The organism is Sphingobacterium sp. Ag1, assembly GCF_000988325.1.
Classification (GTDB): domain Bacteria; phylum Bacteroidota; class Bacteroidia; order Sphingobacteriales; family Sphingobacteriaceae; genus Sphingobacterium.
On record NZ_LBGU01000023.1, the window covers coordinates 34,654 to 54,634 of the forward strand.

At 39.9% G+C, this 19,981-nt stretch carries 9 protein-coding genes; all 9 read left to right on the top strand.

What is annotated here, in order from left to right; all coding sequences use genetic code 11:
- Window positions 1-27: 27 nt before the first annotated feature.
- Window positions 28-2,499, top strand: coding sequence for an ABC transporter permease (locus tag AAW12_RS03655; RefSeq protein WP_046672252.1), 2,472 nt, complete (start codon window positions 28-30; stop codon window positions 2,497-2,499).
- Window positions 2,500-2,546: 47 nt separating this feature from the next.
- Window positions 2,547-4,955, top strand: a complete 2,409-nt coding sequence (locus AAW12_RS03660) for an ABC transporter permease (RefSeq protein WP_046672253.1) — start codon at window positions 2,547-2,549, stop codon at window positions 4,953-4,955.
- 70 nt (window positions 4,956-5,025) lie between these two features.
- Entirely contained in the window at window positions 5,026-7,407 is a 2,382-nt protein-coding gene (locus AAW12_RS03665; RefSeq protein ID WP_046672254.1) for an ABC transporter permease, read from the top strand.
- A gap of 32 nt (window positions 7,408-7,439) precedes the next feature.
- A complete protein-coding gene (locus AAW12_RS03670) occupies window positions 7,440-9,803 on the top strand; it encodes an ABC transporter permease (protein ID WP_046672255.1) in 2,364 nt (787 codons plus the stop codon).
- A 215-nt stretch (window positions 9,804-10,018) separates the two neighbouring features.
- Complete coding sequence (locus AAW12_RS03675; protein ID WP_046672256.1) at window positions 10,019-12,409, top strand: ABC transporter permease; 2,391 nt, start codon at window positions 10,019-10,021, stop codon at window positions 12,407-12,409.
- A 99-nt stretch (window positions 12,410-12,508) separates the two neighbouring features.
- Window positions 12,509-14,902: an ABC transporter permease gene (locus AAW12_RS03680; RefSeq protein WP_046672257.1), complete on the top strand. Its 2,394-nt coding sequence runs from the start codon at window positions 12,509-12,511 to the stop codon at window positions 14,900-14,902.
- Window positions 14,903-14,934: 32 nt separating this feature from the next.
- Entirely contained in the window at window positions 14,935-17,340 is a 2,406-nt protein-coding gene (locus AAW12_RS03685) for an ABC transporter permease (protein ID WP_046672258.1), read from the top strand.
- Window positions 17,333-17,467, top strand: coding sequence for a hypothetical protein (locus tag AAW12_RS26715; RefSeq protein WP_262506834.1), 135 nt, complete (start codon window positions 17,333-17,335; stop codon window positions 17,465-17,467). The genes AAW12_RS03685 and AAW12_RS26715 overlap by 8 nt, the downstream gene beginning before the upstream one ends.
- 63 nt (window positions 17,468-17,530) lie before the next feature.
- Window positions 17,531-19,936 (top strand): ABC transporter permease, encoded by a 2,406-nt coding sequence (locus AAW12_RS03690; protein WP_046672259.1) that lies wholly within the window; start codon window positions 17,531-17,533, stop codon window positions 19,934-19,936.
- The last annotated feature ends 45 nt before the right edge of the window (window positions 19,937-19,981 follow it).

Genomic DNA, 19,981 nt, shown 5'->3' on the forward strand with positions numbered 1-19,981 from the left:
ATCTTATCCAATTATAATACTTCTGCGATGAACAACCTCCTATTAAAATCGACAATTCGACAACTTTGGAAGAATAAACTATTCTCCCTATTAAACATTATTGGACTGGCGATCGGCATTACCTCATGTTGGGTCATCTTTAAGATTGTCAATTATGAGTATAGTTTCGAAGCCGGAGTTCCTCAGCTTGAGCAAACCTATCGGATCATTTCCCAGTTTAAAAATGATGGTAAGGACAATTATAACGGGGGATTGGCAAAACCTTTTTATCAAGCCATTCGAAAAGAAATTCCGGGTGTCGAGCTGGTTGCTCCAGCATTCAGAAATTATCAAATGGAATCTGTCACGATCAACAAGGGACAAAAAGATCAACTGCTCGTTGAAGACTTTGATGAGGCAGAAGGCAATGTAACGGAGACTACCAGCGACTACTTCAAGCTCGTTGGCTACAAATGGTTAGCAGGTTCACCTGAGAAAGCATTTTCAACTGCCAACGACATCGTATTGACAAAAAAAAGGGCAGCCATTTATTTCCCAAACCAGGCTGTCCAGGGCTTAATCGGCAAAACCATCTTTTATAACGACAGTATACCCAAAACAGTAACTGGCATTGTTGATGACCTTGGCTTCAACACGGAGTTCAATGGCACAGAATTCGTCTTGCTTAAAGAAGAAGTCTACCCACTGAATGTCTGGACGAATACCAATGGTACTGACAGACTTTATATCCGATTAAAAGATGGTGTAAAAGACCTTCCAATCCAGGCAGCTATCAATAAGATCGGACAAAAAAAATGGCAGGAATTCAGCCAGGAAAAAAAACCGAGGTTTGACTACAACCGAAAGGTCGTGGTCATGCCACTAAAAGATTCCCATTTTGCAGTCCACATAAAAGAATGGTACGCCGAAAGAACAAGCAAAACCGTTATTTATGGGTTAATTGCCGTAGCTGCTTTTCTGATGCTTTTGGCCTGTATCAACTATATCAATCTTAGTACGGCACAAATACCAGCGCGGAGTAAAGATATTGGTGTCCGTAAAACATTGGGAAGTAGTCAGGGAAAATTGGTTAGCCAAATTATCTTTGAATCGCTTTTAACCATTGCTATTGCACTTGTTTGTTCGGTCTTTCTGACGAAACTGGCCTTTTTCTATTTTCAAGAAATGATTCCGGAGAAAGTAAAGGATTTTACAAGTTCGACGACATCCATGCTGTTTATCGCAATTTTACTGACCGTAACGACTTTAATTTCCTCGGCATATCCTTCTTGGTTAATTAAAAAGGTACAGCCTGTCAATTTATTTCGGGCTGGCAAGCAGTTTCAAATTGGAAAAACACAAATCAACCTCCGGAAGACGTTAATTGTATTCCAATTCTTTATTGCTCAATTTTTTACAGTTTCAGCCCTTATCATCGGCCAACAACTCTCCTATACGCTCAACAAGGATATGGGATTTGACAAAAATGCAGTAGTCACTTTTGACCTCCCGTCCAAACTTGTCAACAAGTTTTACGAGGAAAAAATTGACCAGCGTAAGAAACAAACACTTCTGCACGAGATCCAAAAGATAAAAGGGGTTGCGGCGGTCTCAATTGGTAGCAAGCCTTTAACAAACAATTACTCCTCCTCTTGGTTTCATCGACAAGACCCTACCTTAAAAGAGAAAATTTCATCGGATATTTTCTTTAAAAATGCGGATCCGAATTATATCGCTGTCTATGACATGAAGTTAATTGCGGGCAGCAATCTACCGCAGTCAGATACTGTCAATGCTTATATTATTAATGAATCTGCTGTCAGGGCTTTCGGCTTCAATTCGCCTCAAGATGCCATCGGGAAGTCAATTGGTCAAGAAGACAGTACCTTCCCGATCGTTGGCGTTATTAAAGATTTTCATGCCCAGGAATTCTATAAAGAGATCACGCCTTTGGCTTTGCGCAGTTTTAGCCGTGGTGCCTATACCTTCAATATAAAACTATCGGGAAACAGCAAAGAATGGAAAACCAGTATTGAAGCGATCAACAAAGTATATACGCAGTTTTTTCCGGGACTCCCCATAGAAATAAAGTTCTACGATGAAACGATTGCGTCACTCTATCAAAAAGAGCAAAATCTGGGCAAATTAATTAACGTGAGTACAATTGTTGCCATCTTAATTGGCTGCCTGGGTCTATTTGGACTGATTACCCTTGCAGCTTTCCAACGCAGCAAAGAGATCGGTATCCGTAAAGTTTTGGGTGCAAGTATTCCCAATATCTTCCATTTACTCGCCAAAAACTTTGTACAGCTTATTTTAATCAGCATTCTTATTGCCGCACCATTGACCTGGTGGATGTGCAGCAAATGGCTTGAAGACTTTTATTACCGCATTGATCTGACCGCAAGTCCATTTATTCTGGGCGCCGGTCTGGCTTTGTTTGCAGCGCTGCTGACTATTAGTTTTCAATCGATCAAGGCAGCTATCCAAAATCCCGTAAATAGCTTACGGGACGAATAGCAACACATAGTTTATCAAATTGTAGGGTTAACAAAAACACAGCAACAATGATTGTAAATTCGCTAAAAACAGCCTTTCGTTTTCTAAAAAAACACAAGCTGATCACGTTTATCAATATCATCAGCCTAGCCATTGGCATAACTGCAACACTGGTTATTTTCTTAATGATCCAATACGACTACAGTTTTGATAAACACGTTCCAAATCAAGAACAGGTCTATCGTGTTGTCAATAATGGTGAATTTAAAAATGCCGGTGTTTACGTGCCATTGGTTCGTACCATGGAATCGGAATTACCGAACTTAGAAGCAGTAGCCCCCATTTATCGAAGCCATATTCCCAAACTAAAAGTTTCAACCGCGACGGATAAATTCCAAACTTTTCCAAAAGAGCAAAAGATGGCTTTTACCAACAGTCAATACTTCGATATTTTCCCTTCGAAATGGTTGGCTGGAAGTGCTAAGGCTTTGAATTCATCCGGAAATATTATCCTTACACAGAAAACACTAGAAAAGTTTTATGGAAAAGAACTGCCTGCAAATGTAATTGGCAAAACCATCATCTATGCAGATAGTATACCACTTCAGGTCGCTGGTGTAATCGAAAATCCGCAGCATAATTCGGATTTTAATTTTGATAGTTTTATCGCTGATGCGACCATCGTCCAAGACAACAACCTAAAAAAGATGTATAGTTGGGAAGCTTGGAACAGCATCTCTGATTCACATCAGGTACTCATCAAGACAAAAGCACAGAGCAATCCGCATCTTCTGGAACGAAATATTGCTAATCTCCTTAAAAAATATAAATACAAAGAAGGTGAAAAAATCAACGATAAGCTTGAATTACAAGCCTTATCTGATGTTCATTTCGACACGCGATTTAATTATGAAGCGACTCATCCTGAAGCACTTCGCAACCTCATTTTACTGGCATTCTTCCTGTTAGCCCTAGGGGCAGTAAATTTTATCAATCTATCCACAGCACAATCCATTGAAAGAGCTAAAGAAGTGGGTATTCGCAAGACATTGGGTAGCTCTAAGGCAACATTAATTAAACAATTCTTACTAGAGACATTTCTGATTACCTTATCGGCAACAGTACTCGCTGTTTTATTGCTTCCTTTGTTCTTACATGTTTTTGAAGGATTTATTCCCAAAAACTTAAGTTTAGACCGGTTAGACAAAACCATTATCACTTTATTCCTATTCGGGCAGCTTATCGTGGTCACCATTCTTGCGGGGTTTTATCCAGCTTGGGTATTGACAGGATACGCTCCTGTATTGGCACTCAAAAACCAGCTTGGAAAAAACACCAATCTTTCCCGAAGCGTATGGGTCCGCAAAGCACTGACTATTTTTCAATTTGTCTTAGCTCAGGCTTTTCTGATTTGTGTACTCGTTGTTGTTCGGCAGATCAATTACGTCTCCCATCGAGACATGGGCTTTCAGAAAGACGCCATCGTCAATATCAATATTCCTGGAGCTTTCCAAAATTCTGCTAAAGGTATCGTCCTTAAAAATGAGCTCAAAAAACTAACGGATATCAAAGCGATTAGTTTTGGGAACATTGCCCCCGCAATGAACGGCTGGATGACCACAGCAATCACTTATGATCAGTCACCAACGAAGGAATCGCTAACATTTGACAGCCGCTCAGGTGATGAAAATTATTTGGAAGTGTATCGGATTCCACTTCTGGCAGGAAGAAATATACGTTTACTGGATTCAACCAGTGAAATGCTGATCAATAGAAAAGGACTTGAGCTACTGCATATCAAAGATCCACAGGATGCCATTGGTAAAACCTTCGAAAATGGGCAGAATATCATCGTTGGTGTAATGGAGGATTTTGATCTAGCCTCTGCCCGACAGGCGGTTAAACCAGTCTTGTATACAGGCAGTAAGGAAGGATACGTACTCCATATTGCATTGGACCAATCACATCCCGAAAACTGGAAAAATACCATCGATAGAATAACGAGCAGTTACAAATCTGTTTTTCCAGACGATGAACTAGATCTGAAATTTTTGGATGATGTCGTCCAAAATTTCTACACCCAAGAAAAACAGCTTTCTAAGCTTCTATCATGGGCAGTAGGGCTTTCAATCCTGATTGCTGGCCTAGGTTTATTTGGATTAGCCATATTTACGGCAAATCAACGCACAAAGGAAATTGGAATCCGTAAAGTATTGGGGGCATCTGTTTTCCAGATCACATTTCTACTACTTAAAAATTTGCTTTCGTTGGTTGGCATAGCCTGTTTGGTCGCTTTTCCGATTGCGTATTATTTTATGCAGAGCTGGCTCAATGACTTTGTTTATCGAACCACGATAAGCCCTTGGATTTTTGGACTTTCTGCCTTGGGGTTGATTGCATTTGCGAGTCTTGTCCTATCAACCAAAAGTGTCTTTGCAGCAAAAGCAAATCCGATCAATAGTCTAAGGGATGAATAAATCAGCCGGTAAAAGCAATAAGCGTACTCCTGTGCATAACATATATTAAGAACTTAAAAACCCATAAAAAATGATAAAGAACTTCATCAAAACCGCATGGCGAAGTATTTTTTCTAATAAATTCTACAGTGCCATTAATATTTTAGGACTAACAGCAGGATTGGTTGTGGGGATATTCCTCTTACTGTGGATTCAGGACGAGCTGTCCTTTGACCGGTTCCATAAACATCAGCGCTCCATCTACAAAATTGGTATCGAAGGAGGGACAGGGATATCAAAACGAATCTTTGGATCCATCATTGCTCCTGTAGGAAGTTTTGCAAAAAAGGAAATTCCTGAAGTCCAAGATGCAGTACGCATTTTTAAAATTGGAGATGCCGCCCTCAAATACAAAGAGAAGAGGTTTAATGAAAAGAACTTTGCATTTGTAGACCCCAGTTATTTCTCCGTTTTCGATTTTCCGCTACTACAGGGCAATCCACAACAACCATTCCCCGACAACAATTCCATTGTGATTAGGCAGCGCACGGCACGTCGGTATTTCGGTGATGAAAATCCAATTGGAAAGACTGTGACACTGGGTATAGAAGACCTATGTGTCATCACAGGTGTCATAGCCGATTATCCAGAAAACTCTACTTTTCAATTTCAGGTTCTGCTTCCCATTTCGAGATTTAATGAAAGGGCTTATATCAAAAACAAAACGACCTATGATAATAAGACCTTTTTATCTTCCATGGATGAAGATTGGTCCAATTTTTCATTCGAAACTTATTTGCTGCTGCGACCGGACGCAAATATAACTGCAGTTACACAAAAGTTACAAGCCATACACGAAAGGAACAAACCTGAGGATGCCCCTGTTCCCTATGTCACACAAGCTTTGGCAAAAATGCATCTCTATCAAATGGACGGTAGTGATGGTGGAATTGACAATGTCCGAATTTTCATAGGTGTTGCGATTATGATTCTTGTTATCGCAAGTATCAACTATATCAATCTTTCTACTGCACGGTCGTTGTCGCGCGCCAAGGAAGTGGGAATCCGTAAAATTATCGGCGCTGGTAAAAAGGAACTTTTTTACCAATTTATATTGGAAACAACCATACTATTTGTCATTGCATCAACATTGGCACTTGCGCTAGTATTTATTGGCCTCCCCTTGTTTAATAATTTCTCGGGGAAGCAGATTTCCCTACAATTCTTTAATCCTACACTATGGATAAGCGTGCTGATTATGCTTGTGGGAACACTGGCACTTACAAGTATATATCCTGCCCTGCTTTTATCCAAATTTGATCCGATTAAGGTGCTCAAAGGTAGATTTGCCTTTAAAAATTCCAGTGCACGGAAGATATTGGTTATCTTACAGTTCACGGTTTCCATCATCCTTATTACCTTGACAATCGTTATTGGCCGACAATTGGATTTTATAAAACATCAAAATCTAGGCTACGAAAAGGATCATATTATTTCCGTTGCTATGGCACCAAAAATGTCCAAACATTTTGATGCTGTCAAAACCGAACTTCTAAAAAACAAGGATATTGATGACGTTATCCGTCTTGGCCGGGATATGGTTTATGGTGGAGCTTCAACTGGAGACAACGATTGGGAGGGGAAGCCCAGTAAATCAAATCTTTGGTTCAACATGACCTATTCCGATCAATCTGCGCTCAACTTTTTTAAGATAAAACTTACGCAAGGTCGTAATTTTACAGGCTCAACGGCCGATTCAACACATTTCATTATTAATGAAACGGCAGCACGGGAAATGGGTTTAAAAGATCCCATTGGTGCACGCTTACGTATTCGAACAGTTCCAGGAACTATTATTGGGGTTGTAAAAGATTTTAATTACGCGAGCGCCAGACAAAAGATTGAGCCCATGGCCTTTCAATATAGTCCAACAGATTGCTGGCAGCTATACATCAAAACAACAGCTTCGGGTACAAAATCCGCATTAAACTCCCTGCAACACATCTGGAAAAGTTACTATGATGATATGCCGATGACCTATAGTTTCCTGGATGAGAGTTATCAAAAGCAATATACGAATGAGCAGAAACAAGGCACCTTATTCAATTTTTTTGCCCTGATCGCCATCGCCATATCCTGCTTAGGACTCTTAGGGCTATGTACCTATACTGCACAGGTTAGGACCAAAGAAATTGGTATCAGGAAGGTCCTTGGCGCAACGGTATTTAGCATTATACAATTATTAAACAAGGAATTTTTACTCTTAGTCGTCTTAGCCAATGTCATCGCAGTACCAATCGCTGTATATTTCAGCATAAATTGGCTCGATGGTTTTGCTTTTAGAACGACGCTCCCATTTACCATATTTCTATATGCGGCGGGGATAACCATTGCTATTGCATTATTTACGGTGAGTTTCCAGTCCATCAAAGCGGCATACGCCAATCCTGTAAAAAGTTTGCACGATGAATAGTTTATATTTGATAACCAAAACAACAGCATAAAATGATTCGATTATTCCTTAAAACAGCGCTGAGAAATTTGAAGCGCAGTCCCTTAAATACAACAATTAATATCTTGGGACTAGCACTGGGGTTTACTGTTGCGCTGATCAGTACTTTATGGGTACTAAAGCAATTTTCTTTTGATAAGCATTACAGTAATTATCAGCATATCTATCAGGTCATGATGACGGGGACTTTCAATGACGAAAAATCTACTGATCGCTCCACCCCCATTCCCTTGGTCAAAACGATCGCGTCTGATTTCAAAAATGAAATGCCAGATGCCACTTTGGTCACGAATATGGAAAGCAATAACATCAAAGTAAGTGATAAGAAGCTCAATGCAGTAGGATTTTATGCCCTGGGAAAGTTTGCCGAATTATTTTCCCTAGAGTCCCTCAAAGGTGACAATGCTACCCCAATCAGCCCGTCAACTATTATTATTTCTGAGTCCTTAGCAAAGCGACTGTTTGATCAGACCGATGCTGTCGGAAAAATTCTTCAATTGAATGGTAAGGAACAATATACTGTTCAAGGTGTATATAAAGATATTCCTGAAAACAACACTTTTTATGGCCTAGATTATATATTGCCATTTGACGATTACCTTGCTAAAAACCAAGGCATAGAAGAAAGCTGGTCCAGCTGCTTTTTTAGCACTTTCGCCAAGATCGACAATGATGCCTTTGTTCCCGCTTTGGAAAATAAACTGACAAATATCATTAATAAAAAATTGACAGACATAAAACCGGAGATTTTACTACATCCCATGTCCAAATGGCATTTATACGATTCATTTAAAAATGGAAAGAACGTAGGCGGGCAGATTCAATATGTATGGATGTTTGTTTGGATAAGCCTATTCATCATTTTATTGGCCAGTATTAATTTTATTAACTTGAGTACGGCGAGAAGCCTAAAAAGAGGAAAAGAAATCGGGGTTTTAAAGTCTGTTGGCGTCAACCGCCGGCAGCTTATTGCAGGCTTTCTTTTGGAGTCAATCCTAGCGGTAGCCTGCGCATTTTTGATCGCTGTTCTATTCGCTACACTGCTGTTGCCTTGGGTCAAAACGATTACACATACTTCATTGCATATCCCTTTTGCGGATATTCGTTTTTATGGCTATTCTCTATTAGGAATAGGCGTTATAGGGCTTTTAGCGGGTATGTATCCGGCATTATTTCTATCGGCTTTTAATCCAATTCTTGCACTTAAAGGTAAGATCAACAACCGAAAAGGCGGATCAAGAAGTAGAAAGGCAATGGTGATCGTACAATTTGCGATTTCTATTTTCCTGATGATATCCACTTATCTGGTGATTCAGCAATTGCATTATACCAAGGACCGTCCAATAGGTTATAAAAGTTCAAATTTGGTAAATATTACTTCATCCAATTCAACTATCGTCAAAAACTTTGATGTTCTTAGAAAGGATTTAATCGGTCAGCGTTTAGTTAAAGATGCTTCCCTTTCTTCCAACTTTGTCAACCACCTATCCTTAACGGGTGGTGGCTTTAATTGGCAGGGTAATGATACCAGGGACGGTGCGATCATGGGGATCTTCACCGTGGATGAAAACTTTGCTAATACTGTACAATGGAACTTTATAAAAGGACGCAATTTTTCAAAAGATTTCAAAACAGATTCAACAGCTGTTATTCTGAACGAAGCTGCGGCCAAATTTATGGGAGTCACCGACCTAAACAGCAAACAACTTTCACGTGCCGGTATTGATTACCATATCGTGGGTATTATCCAGAATACGCTGTCCGAATCACCGTTCAAATCCATTACACCGACGGCTTATTTTCTAAAATTTTTACCAAAGAATAAAATAACGCTTCAACTGGATGAAAATCAAGATGTCAAACAAAACCTAAAAGCTATTGCCGCAGCATTCAACCGTATAGATCCTGATCTTATTTTTGATTATACCTTTACGGATCAGGAATATGCCAAAGAGTTTCAACAGATGGAAATGATCAAGAGCTTAACCAGTTTATTTACAGGGCTGGCCATACTCATTTCATGTCTTGGTCTCTATGCGCTGGTTTCCTTTCTTACGGAGCAACGAGAAAAAGAAATCGGCATTCGTAAAGTATTGGGCGCATCAGAACTTGGCTTGTGGCGACTACTTTCCACAGAATACATTTGGCTCACAGGCATTGGCTTTTTACTCGCAGCCCCTTTAGCCTATCTGCTAATGGAATCATGGCTCGAAGATTATGTCTACCGCATATCAATTACATGGACGGTCTTTGCTATCACAGGCTTAACCGCGCTAATCATCACCTTATTAACCGTTAGTTACCAAGCGATTAAAGCAACATTAGCAAATCCTGTAAAAACCTTAAGAAGCGAATAATACCAATTTGTTCGGGGACGGACACTATACTGTCCGTTTCCGAACATTTAAAACCGCTATAAAAACACAACAAAAACCTAAAAATCAATACATTATATTTATGGCAAACGAATTGAACTACTTGGCTTTGCTATTTTTCGAATAACGAAGCGTTCTACTAAAGCGAGCTAAGTGACAAGAATATAGCCTAATTAACAGTATAAATGCTCATAACCATGTTAAAGAACTATTTTAAAATTGCTTGGCGGAATATCAGAAAAAACAAAGGATTTTCTCTTTTAAATATGTTTGGCCTCAGCATCGGAATAACATGTTTCCTATTGTTGGCAGCGTACATCTATCATGAATCCAGTTATGAGCGTTTCCTTCCCAATGCGGACCGCCTGGCTTATATTAGCCTCACCTATAAAGCACCCAACAGCACGGAAGAAGTAAATTCTGCCGTAACACCAACAGGCTTAGCTCCTACGTTGCAGGCTGAATTTCCGGATGTAGAACAAGCAACCAGATTCTACAGCTATTCCAAAGGCGGCAAAATAGAATCCAAAGAGGCACTAATAACTGAAAAAGGCCTACTTTATGCTGACCAAAATGTTTTTAAAACTTTAGGTTATACCTTTCTCGAAGGTGATTCACGATCAGCCTTAGCAGAACCAAATCAGATTGTCTTAACAAAAAAACTCGCAGCGAAATATTTCCCCAATCAGTCGGCCATCGGTCAGACACTATCTATTGACAAAGTCAGCTGGAAAATCACAGGTATCATCGCAGACTTGCCCACAAATACACAATTGAACTTCTCTGCGCTCCTTTCCAACAAAGGATTAGAACGCTACAAAGAAATGGCTTGGTCATCTGCAAATGATATAACCATAGCACTCCTAAAAAACAAAGATCAGTTCGGTTCGATCCAACAGAAATTGGACCAAATGACAAAATCAAAATTCGCCGAAGCAACAAAACAAGGCTATCAATTTCAATTCGTCCTGGAAAAGCTGACCGATATCCATCTTCACTCCAAAGCAGCAGGTACGGGAAACATTACTTATATCTATATTTTATTGGCATTAGGTGCTGCGCTTATTATTTTAACCTGCGTCAATTTTACAAATTTGGTCTTAGCACATGCGCTTGAACGCAAGAAAGAAATCGGTGTCAAGAAAGTTTTGGGTGCTGCAAAGAAAACGATATTCTTTCAGTTCTTTTTTGAATGTAGCCTTATGGTTTTTCTAGCTGTTGCGTTTAGCCTTCTGACTACAGTACTCTTGTTGCCCGTATTCAGTTCATTTATGGGCGCCGAAATGAAATTAACCGTATGGACAGACCCTCGGTTTTATATAATTTTAATTGTTTTCATAGCCTTGCTGACGCTTCTGTCAGGTGGCTGGCCAGCCTATTCAATTGCCAGTTCAAAACCGATTTCTATTTTCAAGCGAAAATTAACTGAAAAACTAGGTGGCCTATCTTTAAGCAAGGTGCTCGTTACTTTTCAATTCAGTATCTCTATATTTTTTATTATCTGTACCTTATTTGCGAGTAGACAGATGGATTTTATCCAATCTAAGAACACCGGATTGGATCGCTCTGATATGCTGGTCATTGATGGCCGAGGATGGCAAGATAAAGAAAGACAGCTATTAAAAGAAAAATTAATGCAGCTCAACAGTGTCCAGGGGGTTACCGCTTCGTATGACAATCCCGTCAATATCCAAGGTGGCTACAGCATCAGTGAAGTAGAAGGCCAACCCAATGATTTTGATATGAATGTCACTGCAATTCCGATTGAAAAAGATTTCGTATCCGTTTTTCATATTCCATCTGTTGCCGGTGCACCGTTGTCAGACGCGGACATTTTGCGCGCGCAAGACACTATTTCACCAGAATATGGTTTTGTAGTGAATACACTTGCTGCATCGGCCATGGGTTTTACTCCTGAACAGGCTATTGGGAAGAAAATCAACTTGAATGGGCGTAAGGGCAGCATCAAACAAGTCGTTGCGAGTTTTAACTTTGCGTCATTACATAACGAAGTCAAACCAATTGTACTTTTTCCTGAATATGACTATTTCGGCAATATTTTCATCCGACTCAATCCAACAGCGCCAATAAAAGATGCGCTTGCGCAGATAAGAGCTGTCATCAAAGATATTGATTCAAAAAACAGCTTTGAATATCATTTTCTCAATGACGACTATAACAAATTATATCTCAAAGATCAGCAAACAACACGGGTAATGCAGTTATTTTCCATCATTACAATTGCTATCGCTTGTATGGGCCTTTTTGCCCTATCAGCTTACGCTGTACAACAACGCTTCAAAGAGATCGGTATCCGTAAAGTATTAGGTGCTTCAACGATCAAGATTGTCAACATATTGAGTATTGACTTTATGGCCCTCGTCCTGTGTGCCGTATTGATCAGTGTACCCCTAGGCTGGTATGCCATGCACCGCTGGGTAGAAAATTTTGCTTACCACATCACGCTAGACTGGTGGGTATTTATTCTGGCAGCGGTAAGTGCATTATTGGTATCATTTATCACCATTAGTTTTCAAACCATAAAAGCTGCTATTCTAAACCCGGTTGATAGTTTAAGAGACGAATAATTGTTAAAGTAGCTATTAAAAATAAAAACACCTGATAAATAACAAGCTGGACCTTTAAAACTCTAGTTTTTCTATTTAGCAATAACTAATACGACAAATATGCTTAAAAATTACATCAAAATAGCATGGCGCAACCTGATGAAAAACAAATCTTTCTCTTTGATTAACATCATCGGATTGGCGATCGGTATGGCCGGGGCATTGCTTATTGCGCTTTGGTTGCAAAACATGTTAACCATGGACCGCTTTCATGAAAAGGGTGATCGCCTGCATGTATTGAGTAATCGAGACGAATTTCAGGGCGATAAATCAGCTTGGGCGTTCACGCCTAAAATATTAGGTCCCTCCTTGTCCGCCGATTTTCCAGATATAGAAACTTTTACCAGATATAATGAGAGCGGCCAATTTCTAACGACATTCAAGGATAAAAAACTGATCGCAAATACTGTTTTCATCGATCCCGGTTTTTTCAAGATGTTTTCTTTGCAGTTTGTTAAAGGGGAACAAAATATTAGATTTGATAACCCTAAAGGCCTTGTTCTCACAGAAAGCTATGCCAAGGCTTTATTTGGCAGCGAAGATCCCATTGGAAAATCAGTTCGGATAGACTCTGTTAATCAGGTCTCCGTACAGGCGGTACTTAAAGACCTTCCGAGTAATTCAAGTTTCAAATTTGATATTCTCCTGCCATTTGAATATGCAAAAATAATTGGTTACGTGGATGATAACTGGAGCAATAATTCATTAACCACCTATGTACTCCTAAAAAAAGGCGTCTCACTTACCGCATTTAACAGCAAAATCAGAACCTATCTGAGAGATCATATCAATGCCAGTAATAAAGCTGCCGGTTACCAATCGGCTAGAAATACGGGTGAGATCTTTGCTTTTCCCTATCCCGATTCGTTTCTTTACAATAGTGGAAAAGGAGGAAATTATACGTCCGGACGTATTGATATCGTCAAGCTTTTTGCCTGGATTGGTGTTTTTATTTTATTGGTGGCCAGCATCAATTTTATGAATTTAAGTACGGCCCGTTCCGAACGCCGCGCAAAAGAGGTCGGTGTCCGCAAAGTAATTGGCGCGAATAAGACAAGCTTAATGGCGCAGTTCCTCGTTGAAAGCATATTGATCAGCATAATCGGCATGGTACTCGCGACGATTCTTGTTTTTATTGTCCTGCCATTCTTTAACGAGCTTGTCGGAAAACAGCTTAGCTTATCGTTATTAAACTTACCCACCTGGTTGTTTTTAATTGGCTTTGCTTTATTTACAGGTATATTAGCAGGTACCTACCCTGCCTTTTTCCTTTCTTCCTTTCAACCTATCAAAACGCTGAAGGGGAAATTCGTTTCTAAAACGAGGGGCCTTAGCATTCGCTCCATCTTAGTCGTTATTCAATTTAGTCTCGCTATTATATTGATTATTGCAACGGTCATTGTTGCCAAACAAATCCAATATACCAAACAGCGGGATCGTGGTTATAATGAAAATGGATTGCTTTATAGCAGTATCAAAGGTGACTTAGAAAAGAATTATAAAATTTTACGCGACGAATTACTAGCCAGCAACGCAGTTGTTTCTGTATCAAAAAATATGTCGCCAGTAACCGATTTCTATAGCAATGGCTGGGGATTTACGTCCGGGACACCAACGGAACAGGACAAACGCATTTCCTATAATCGTTTTAGTACCGATGCCGATGCCGTAAAAAATCTAGGCCTAACTCTTATACAGGGGCGGGATATCGATATATACAAATTTGCGACAGACAGTACGGCTTTGATTTTAAATGAATCCGCGGTAAAAAGTTTGCACCTCAAAAACCCGGTCAATAGCATTGTGGATGGTGACGGAACAAAATGGACCGTAGTTGGGGTGGTCAAAGATTTCATTATGGGATCGCCATTTGGAGACAATAAACCCATGGTGATATTGGGACCGCAAGCCTGGTTTACAACGATCCATTATCGTTTAAATCCAAACAATGACATCGCAGACAACTTAAAGACGATTGAGTCCATCTTTAAAAAGTTCAACCCAGACTATCCATTTGAATACCAATTCATAGACAAGACTTACGAAGAAAAATTTAAAGAGACAAAAGCTATAGGTACGCTAGCCATGATCTTTGCAGGATTGACGATCTTTATTTCCTGCCTTGGTTTATTGGCATTAATAGCCTATATGGCCGAAACGCGCATGAAAGAAATTGCTGTCCGCAAAGTTCTTGGAGCAAGTGTCACCCAAGTAACTTCTTTACTTTCGGTCGATTTTATCAAACTCGTGGTGGTCGCAATTTTTATCGCAACACCCATTGCTTGGTGGGCCATGGATAAATGGTTACAAGATTACAGTTATCGAATTGAGATACAGTGGTATTACTTTGTCATTGCAGGATTATTGGCTATTCTGATCAGTATGGCCACGATAAGTTATCAAGCAATTAAGGCCGCACTGGGTAATCCTGTCGATAGCTTACGTGATGAGTAGACTATATTTTCAAATCATTAAGAGGCCTCAATATGATCAAGAATAATTTAAAAATAGCATGGAGAAATTTAACCCGCAATTTCTCTACATCGTTTATCAACATCGTTGGGCTGGCCATGGGCATTGCAACCTGCCTTCTGATCAGCTTATATGTGACCGATGAATTTAGCTTTGATCGTTATAATGAGCATGCAGACCGTATTGTACGTGTTGTTTTCAGAGGAACTGTAAAGGGAGGAACGATCAATGAGGCACATGTAATGCCACCTGTAGCTTCGACGATGAAGTCAGAGCTACCCGAAGTGCAGGAAACAGCGCGATTAAGAATGGGTGGCTCGCCCCTATTCGTTGCCACCAATAAAGTGTTTCACGAAGAGCGGATGGCTTATGTGGATGCTTCTTTCTTCAAAATTTTCACGTTCCCTTTTATCAAAGGGAATATGTCTACAGCGATTTCTTCCCCTAATTCTGTAGTGATATCCGAATCCACCGCCTTAAAATACTTCGGCACAAACGATGTTGTCGGTCGAGACCTCATCATCAAAGATAATCCAACGATTCTCAAAATCACTGGAGTAATCAAAGATGTTCCACAAAACTCCCATTTTCATTTTGATGTATTTACCTCTTTGGATGCACTGGAAGATTCACGTTCAGATTCATGGATGACCTCCGAATACTATACGTATGCGCTTCTTTCAAAAAATGCGTCACGTGAAAAACTCGAAGAAAACTTAGCCACCCTATTCGACAAACATGTTGCCACACAATTTATGGCCGGTTTTGGTATGAGTTACCAAGAATTCAAAAAAACGGGAAATAAGATCGGTCTTTATCTACAACCGCTAACAGATATCCATCTACATTCGAATTTCAACTATGACCTCAGCGCCCCTGGGGATATACGGTACGTTTACATCTTCAGCGCTATTGCACTTTTTATGCTATTGATAGCCACCATTAATTTTATGAATTTATCTACAGCCAGTGGTTTTAAGCGATGTAAGGAAGTAGGGGTACGAAAAGTACTGGGTGCTGACAAGCAAAACCTGATGCGACAATTTATACTAGAGGGTGTCCTCCTGACTTATATTGCCTTGGGAATAGCTTTGGGGATTGTTTTACTTGCCCTCCCCCTATTTAATCAGATTTCCGGAAAAGAGATTGATATTCAAAAACTTGAAATATCTAAAATCATCCCCATCCTACTCAGTTTTGGTCTAATGGTCGGTCTATTTTCCAGTAGCTATCCCGCCTTATATCTATCCTCATTTAATCCGCTCCGTGTATTAAAAGGGAAAATAAGCCGCTCGACTAAAGGCTTTAATTTACGCAGCGGACTTGTTGTATTTCAATTCATCATTTCCGTCGGGCTTATCTTTGGAACCGTGGTCGTTGTTCAGCAGCTGGATTATATGCGTCATATTAAACTTGGATATAACAAGGATAATGTCCTTATTATACCGAGCTGGCCTTTGGGAAAAAACGAAAAGACATATTATAATTTATTGATGCAAGATAGCAGGATCAAGCATGTCTCTCATTCGTCCTATCTTCCTGCTGGAGAAAGCAACAACAACAATTTTTTCATCTATCCAGATGGCAATACTGATCAATGGGTCAAAACAATTCGTTACGATGTTGATGAAGAATATATTCCTGTTATGGGTATGCAACTTAAAGAAGGACGGAATTTCGCAAAAACATTTGGTAATGATAGCCTTTCTGTCATCATTAATGAAACCGCAGCAAAAGATCTTGGTTGGAACAATCATAGCATTGGTAAAATATTAACCAATAAAGACAACAAAAGCTATCGTGTTATTGGTGTCGTTAAGGATTTTCATTTTCGCTCTTTGCATGAGCAGATCTCTCCGCTTGTTATGGTTCTTAGCGATCAAGCCGGCAGTTTGATTCTTAAAACACAAACAACCGATATGGAGAAGCTCATTCAAAAATTAGCGTCTCTCTATCGTTCCTTTCCAACAGACATTCCATTTAGCTATTCCTTTCTGGATGAGCGATACGCACAAACCTACCAAGCAGAAGTGAAAACGGGTAAATTACTGAGCATCTTTGCCGGGCTGACTATTTTTGTGGCTTGCCTCGGTTTATTTGGCTTGGCTATTTTTACCGCCAATCAACGCAAAAAGGAAATAGGGATCCGAAAAGTTGTTGGAGCTACAGTTCCCGACATCACACGCATGCTTTCCACGGAGTTCGTCAAACTCGTTCTAATTGCCATTATCATTTCTTCTCCCCTAGCTTGGTGGATGATGCACAAATGGTTAGAAAATTTTGCGTACCGAATTGAGATGCAATGGTGGATGTTTGTACTAGCAGGTGCGCTAGCCGTTTTTATTGCTTTAATTACGGTAAGTTCACAAGCGATACGTGCCGCCCTAACAAAACCTGTTGACAGTCTACGTGATGAATAAAAATAGACTCGTCTGTTCAGCTATGGACAAAGCACTGTCCGATATCGAACAGCGAGTAAAAGAATCAGGAAGACAATCCGTTAATGATCAACAGGATAATTACTTGGCCAAACATTTGTATTTTTAATTTCCTAGTAGAGCACAAGCTATCAGCAGCTCCACGACCAAAATAAATTCATATTATAAGACAATGAACTTTACAAACTTCAAGATTGCCTGGCGAAATATCGGAAAGAAAAAAGTACAAAATCTGATCAATCTAATTGGATTGACCTGCGGTATTACTTTTCTATTACTTGTAAGCGCTTATGTATGGGATGTACATCAAGTGAATAGCAATATCAAAAATATTGATCGGCAATTTTTGTTGCAAAGCAACTATAAGAAAGAAGGATTTGGTATTAACTTAACCACAATAGGGGCACTCCCCAAAGCCTTACAGGAGGAGTATCCCGACCTCGTCTCTAATTATTATCGGATTGACGGATTGACCGGTATCGTAGCGAACGGAGCAACAATACATGAAGAAGGAATGTCTCTTGGCGATCCTAGTCTATTGACGATGTTCGGATTCCAGATTTTAGCAGGCAATGCCAATACCGCTTTGAATAATCCCTTTTCAGTAGTCATCAGCGACAAAGCAGCCATAAAATATTTCGGGCATGTGGATGTACTTGGCAAATCGCTACAAATAAAAAATTTCAAGGGTGAAAAACATGATTTTGAAATTACAGCAATCATCAAATCTGATGTCCAAAACGCCATTATGGATCTCACAAAGAATATGCATGCCGACATATTTTTACCGATCATCAACGAGCAATTCTTTGGCCGATCGATAGACAATTGGGATAACCCTTATATTGCCGGTTATATCGAATTGAAACCAGGTGTAAGCGTGGAGCGTGTAGATGCCGCCATCGAAACGCTGGTAAGAAAGAATACCGATAAGGAATTTTCCAGTCAATACAGCCCTAGTCTAAAACCACTGAAAACCTATTATTTGGATGACAATCAAGGGGCCGTCCGCAAAATGATACAGACATTAATTTGGACAGCTGTTTTCATCTTGATCATGGCCATTATCAATTTCATCAATTTTAGTATCGCTCAGCACATTACGCGATTAAAGGAAATCGGTGTTCGCAAGATGATGGGCTCATCTCGAATGCAGCTTATTAGGCAACTGATGACCGAATATATCCTGATTGTGGCCATAGCAGCATTGATCAGTCTTCCAATTTATTTCATCACAAGTCCAATCTTCGAACATGTCTTGATGCGCAAGCTACCCTCGTTGGTGGAATTGCCTATTTACTTTTTTGGTTTACTGGTTATAATGACGTTGTTCATTGGACTACTAGCCGGGCTCTATCCAGCCATTAAACTTTCCAATGTCGCCATACTTCCGGCAGTCAAAAGTCAGTTTTCGACGCTGGGGGGCAAACAACTGGTGCGAAAAATTCTTTTGTTTTTTCAATTTGGAGTAGCCTTGCTCCTGCTTGTCTGCACACTAATTATTTCCAAACAGGTGGATCTATTTCTCCATAGCAATCTAGGGTACAACAAAGACTACTTATTAACCGTTCAGGTACCTAGGGATTGGTCCGAAAATGGTGTTCGCAAAATGGAAACTTTACAACAGGAACTCAGCCAACAACCAGAAGTAAAATCAGTAAGCTTATCTTATGAAACTCCTGGATTGCTGGGGTCCAATATGCAGCCTGCATTCGGGACGACAGACGACAAAGAAATCCAGGTACAACGGATTACAAGTGATAGTCACTTTTTGGAAACCTACGAGATACCACTAATTGCGGGAACTTTTCTTCCTAAACATTATGCAACGAATACGGATAATAGACCAGTTGTCATCAACAAGAAGGCTATGGATGATTTTGGCTTTAAAAATGCCGAGCATGCAATTGGTCAGCAAATAGCAATAAATGATCCTAATTACAAAATGACTATTGTGGGCGTTGCTGAGAATTTTGTAGCCAACTCACTGCATCAGGCATCTCCGCCTATTATCTGGATGGATGTACATGAGAGCCTTCAATACCGATACCTTAGCATTCGATTGAAGCAGGAACCTCTTTCCAATGCAGTACAACAGCTCGAAAAAAAATGGAAAACACTGCTGCCTGATGCACCATTCGAATATCAATTTATGGATGAACGCATCAAAAATCTATATGAAACTGAGCTGCAGTTGCATCGCGCTTCCCAGATTGCCACGGTTGTTTCGCTGCTGATTGTTGTATTGGGACTTACCGGATTAATATCGCTTTCCATCCATCTGCGTAATAAAGAAGTCGGCATTCGTAAAGTACTTGGGGCTTCACTAGCACATTTAATGTTGCTCTTTTCAAAAGAGTACTACGGAATATTCCTATTTGCAGCATTTACAGCGGTTCCACTGAGTTATCTATTGATGCAATACTGGCTACAAAATTACATCGTCCGTATAGAGATCAATGCACTTATCTACCTGCTACCACTAGGTATGTTGATTGGTTTACTGAGTTTGTTGGTTGGCATTATTGTATTTCGATCAACCCGCTTTAATCCCGTTGAAAAATTAAGAGATGAGTAAAAAAATAAGCCGTAGGTTATCTAAGCTTAAAAGTGTATTTATTAT

Bases quoted from the DNA above. Each gene is read 5' to 3' on its own strand.
- AAW12_RS03655 (WP_046672252.1), top strand. From the start codon at position 28: ATGAACAACCTCCTATTAAAATCGACAATTCGACAACTTTGGAAGAAT.
- AAW12_RS03665 (WP_046672254.1), top strand. From the start codon at position 5,026: ATGATAAAGAACTTCATCAAAACCGCATGGCGAAGTATTTTTTCTAAT.
- AAW12_RS03660 (WP_046672253.1), top strand. From the start codon at position 2,547: ATGATTGTAAATTCGCTAAAAACAGCCTTTCGTTTTCTAAAAAAACAC.
- AAW12_RS26715 (WP_262506834.1), top strand. From the start codon at position 17,333: ATGAATAAAAATAGACTCGTCTGTTCAGCTATGGACAAAGCACTGTCC.
- AAW12_RS03675 (WP_046672256.1), top strand. From the start codon at position 10,019: ATGTTAAAGAACTATTTTAAAATTGCTTGGCGGAATATCAGAAAAAAC.
- AAW12_RS03685 (WP_046672258.1), top strand. From the start codon at position 14,935: ATGATCAAGAATAATTTAAAAATAGCATGGAGAAATTTAACCCGCAAT.
- AAW12_RS03670 (WP_046672255.1), top strand. From the start codon at position 7,440: ATGATTCGATTATTCCTTAAAACAGCGCTGAGAAATTTGAAGCGCAGT.
- AAW12_RS03680 (WP_046672257.1), top strand. From the start codon at position 12,509: ATGCTTAAAAATTACATCAAAATAGCATGGCGCAACCTGATGAAAAAC.
- AAW12_RS03690 (WP_046672259.1), top strand. From the start codon at position 17,531: ATGAACTTTACAAACTTCAAGATTGCCTGGCGAAATATCGGAAAGAAA.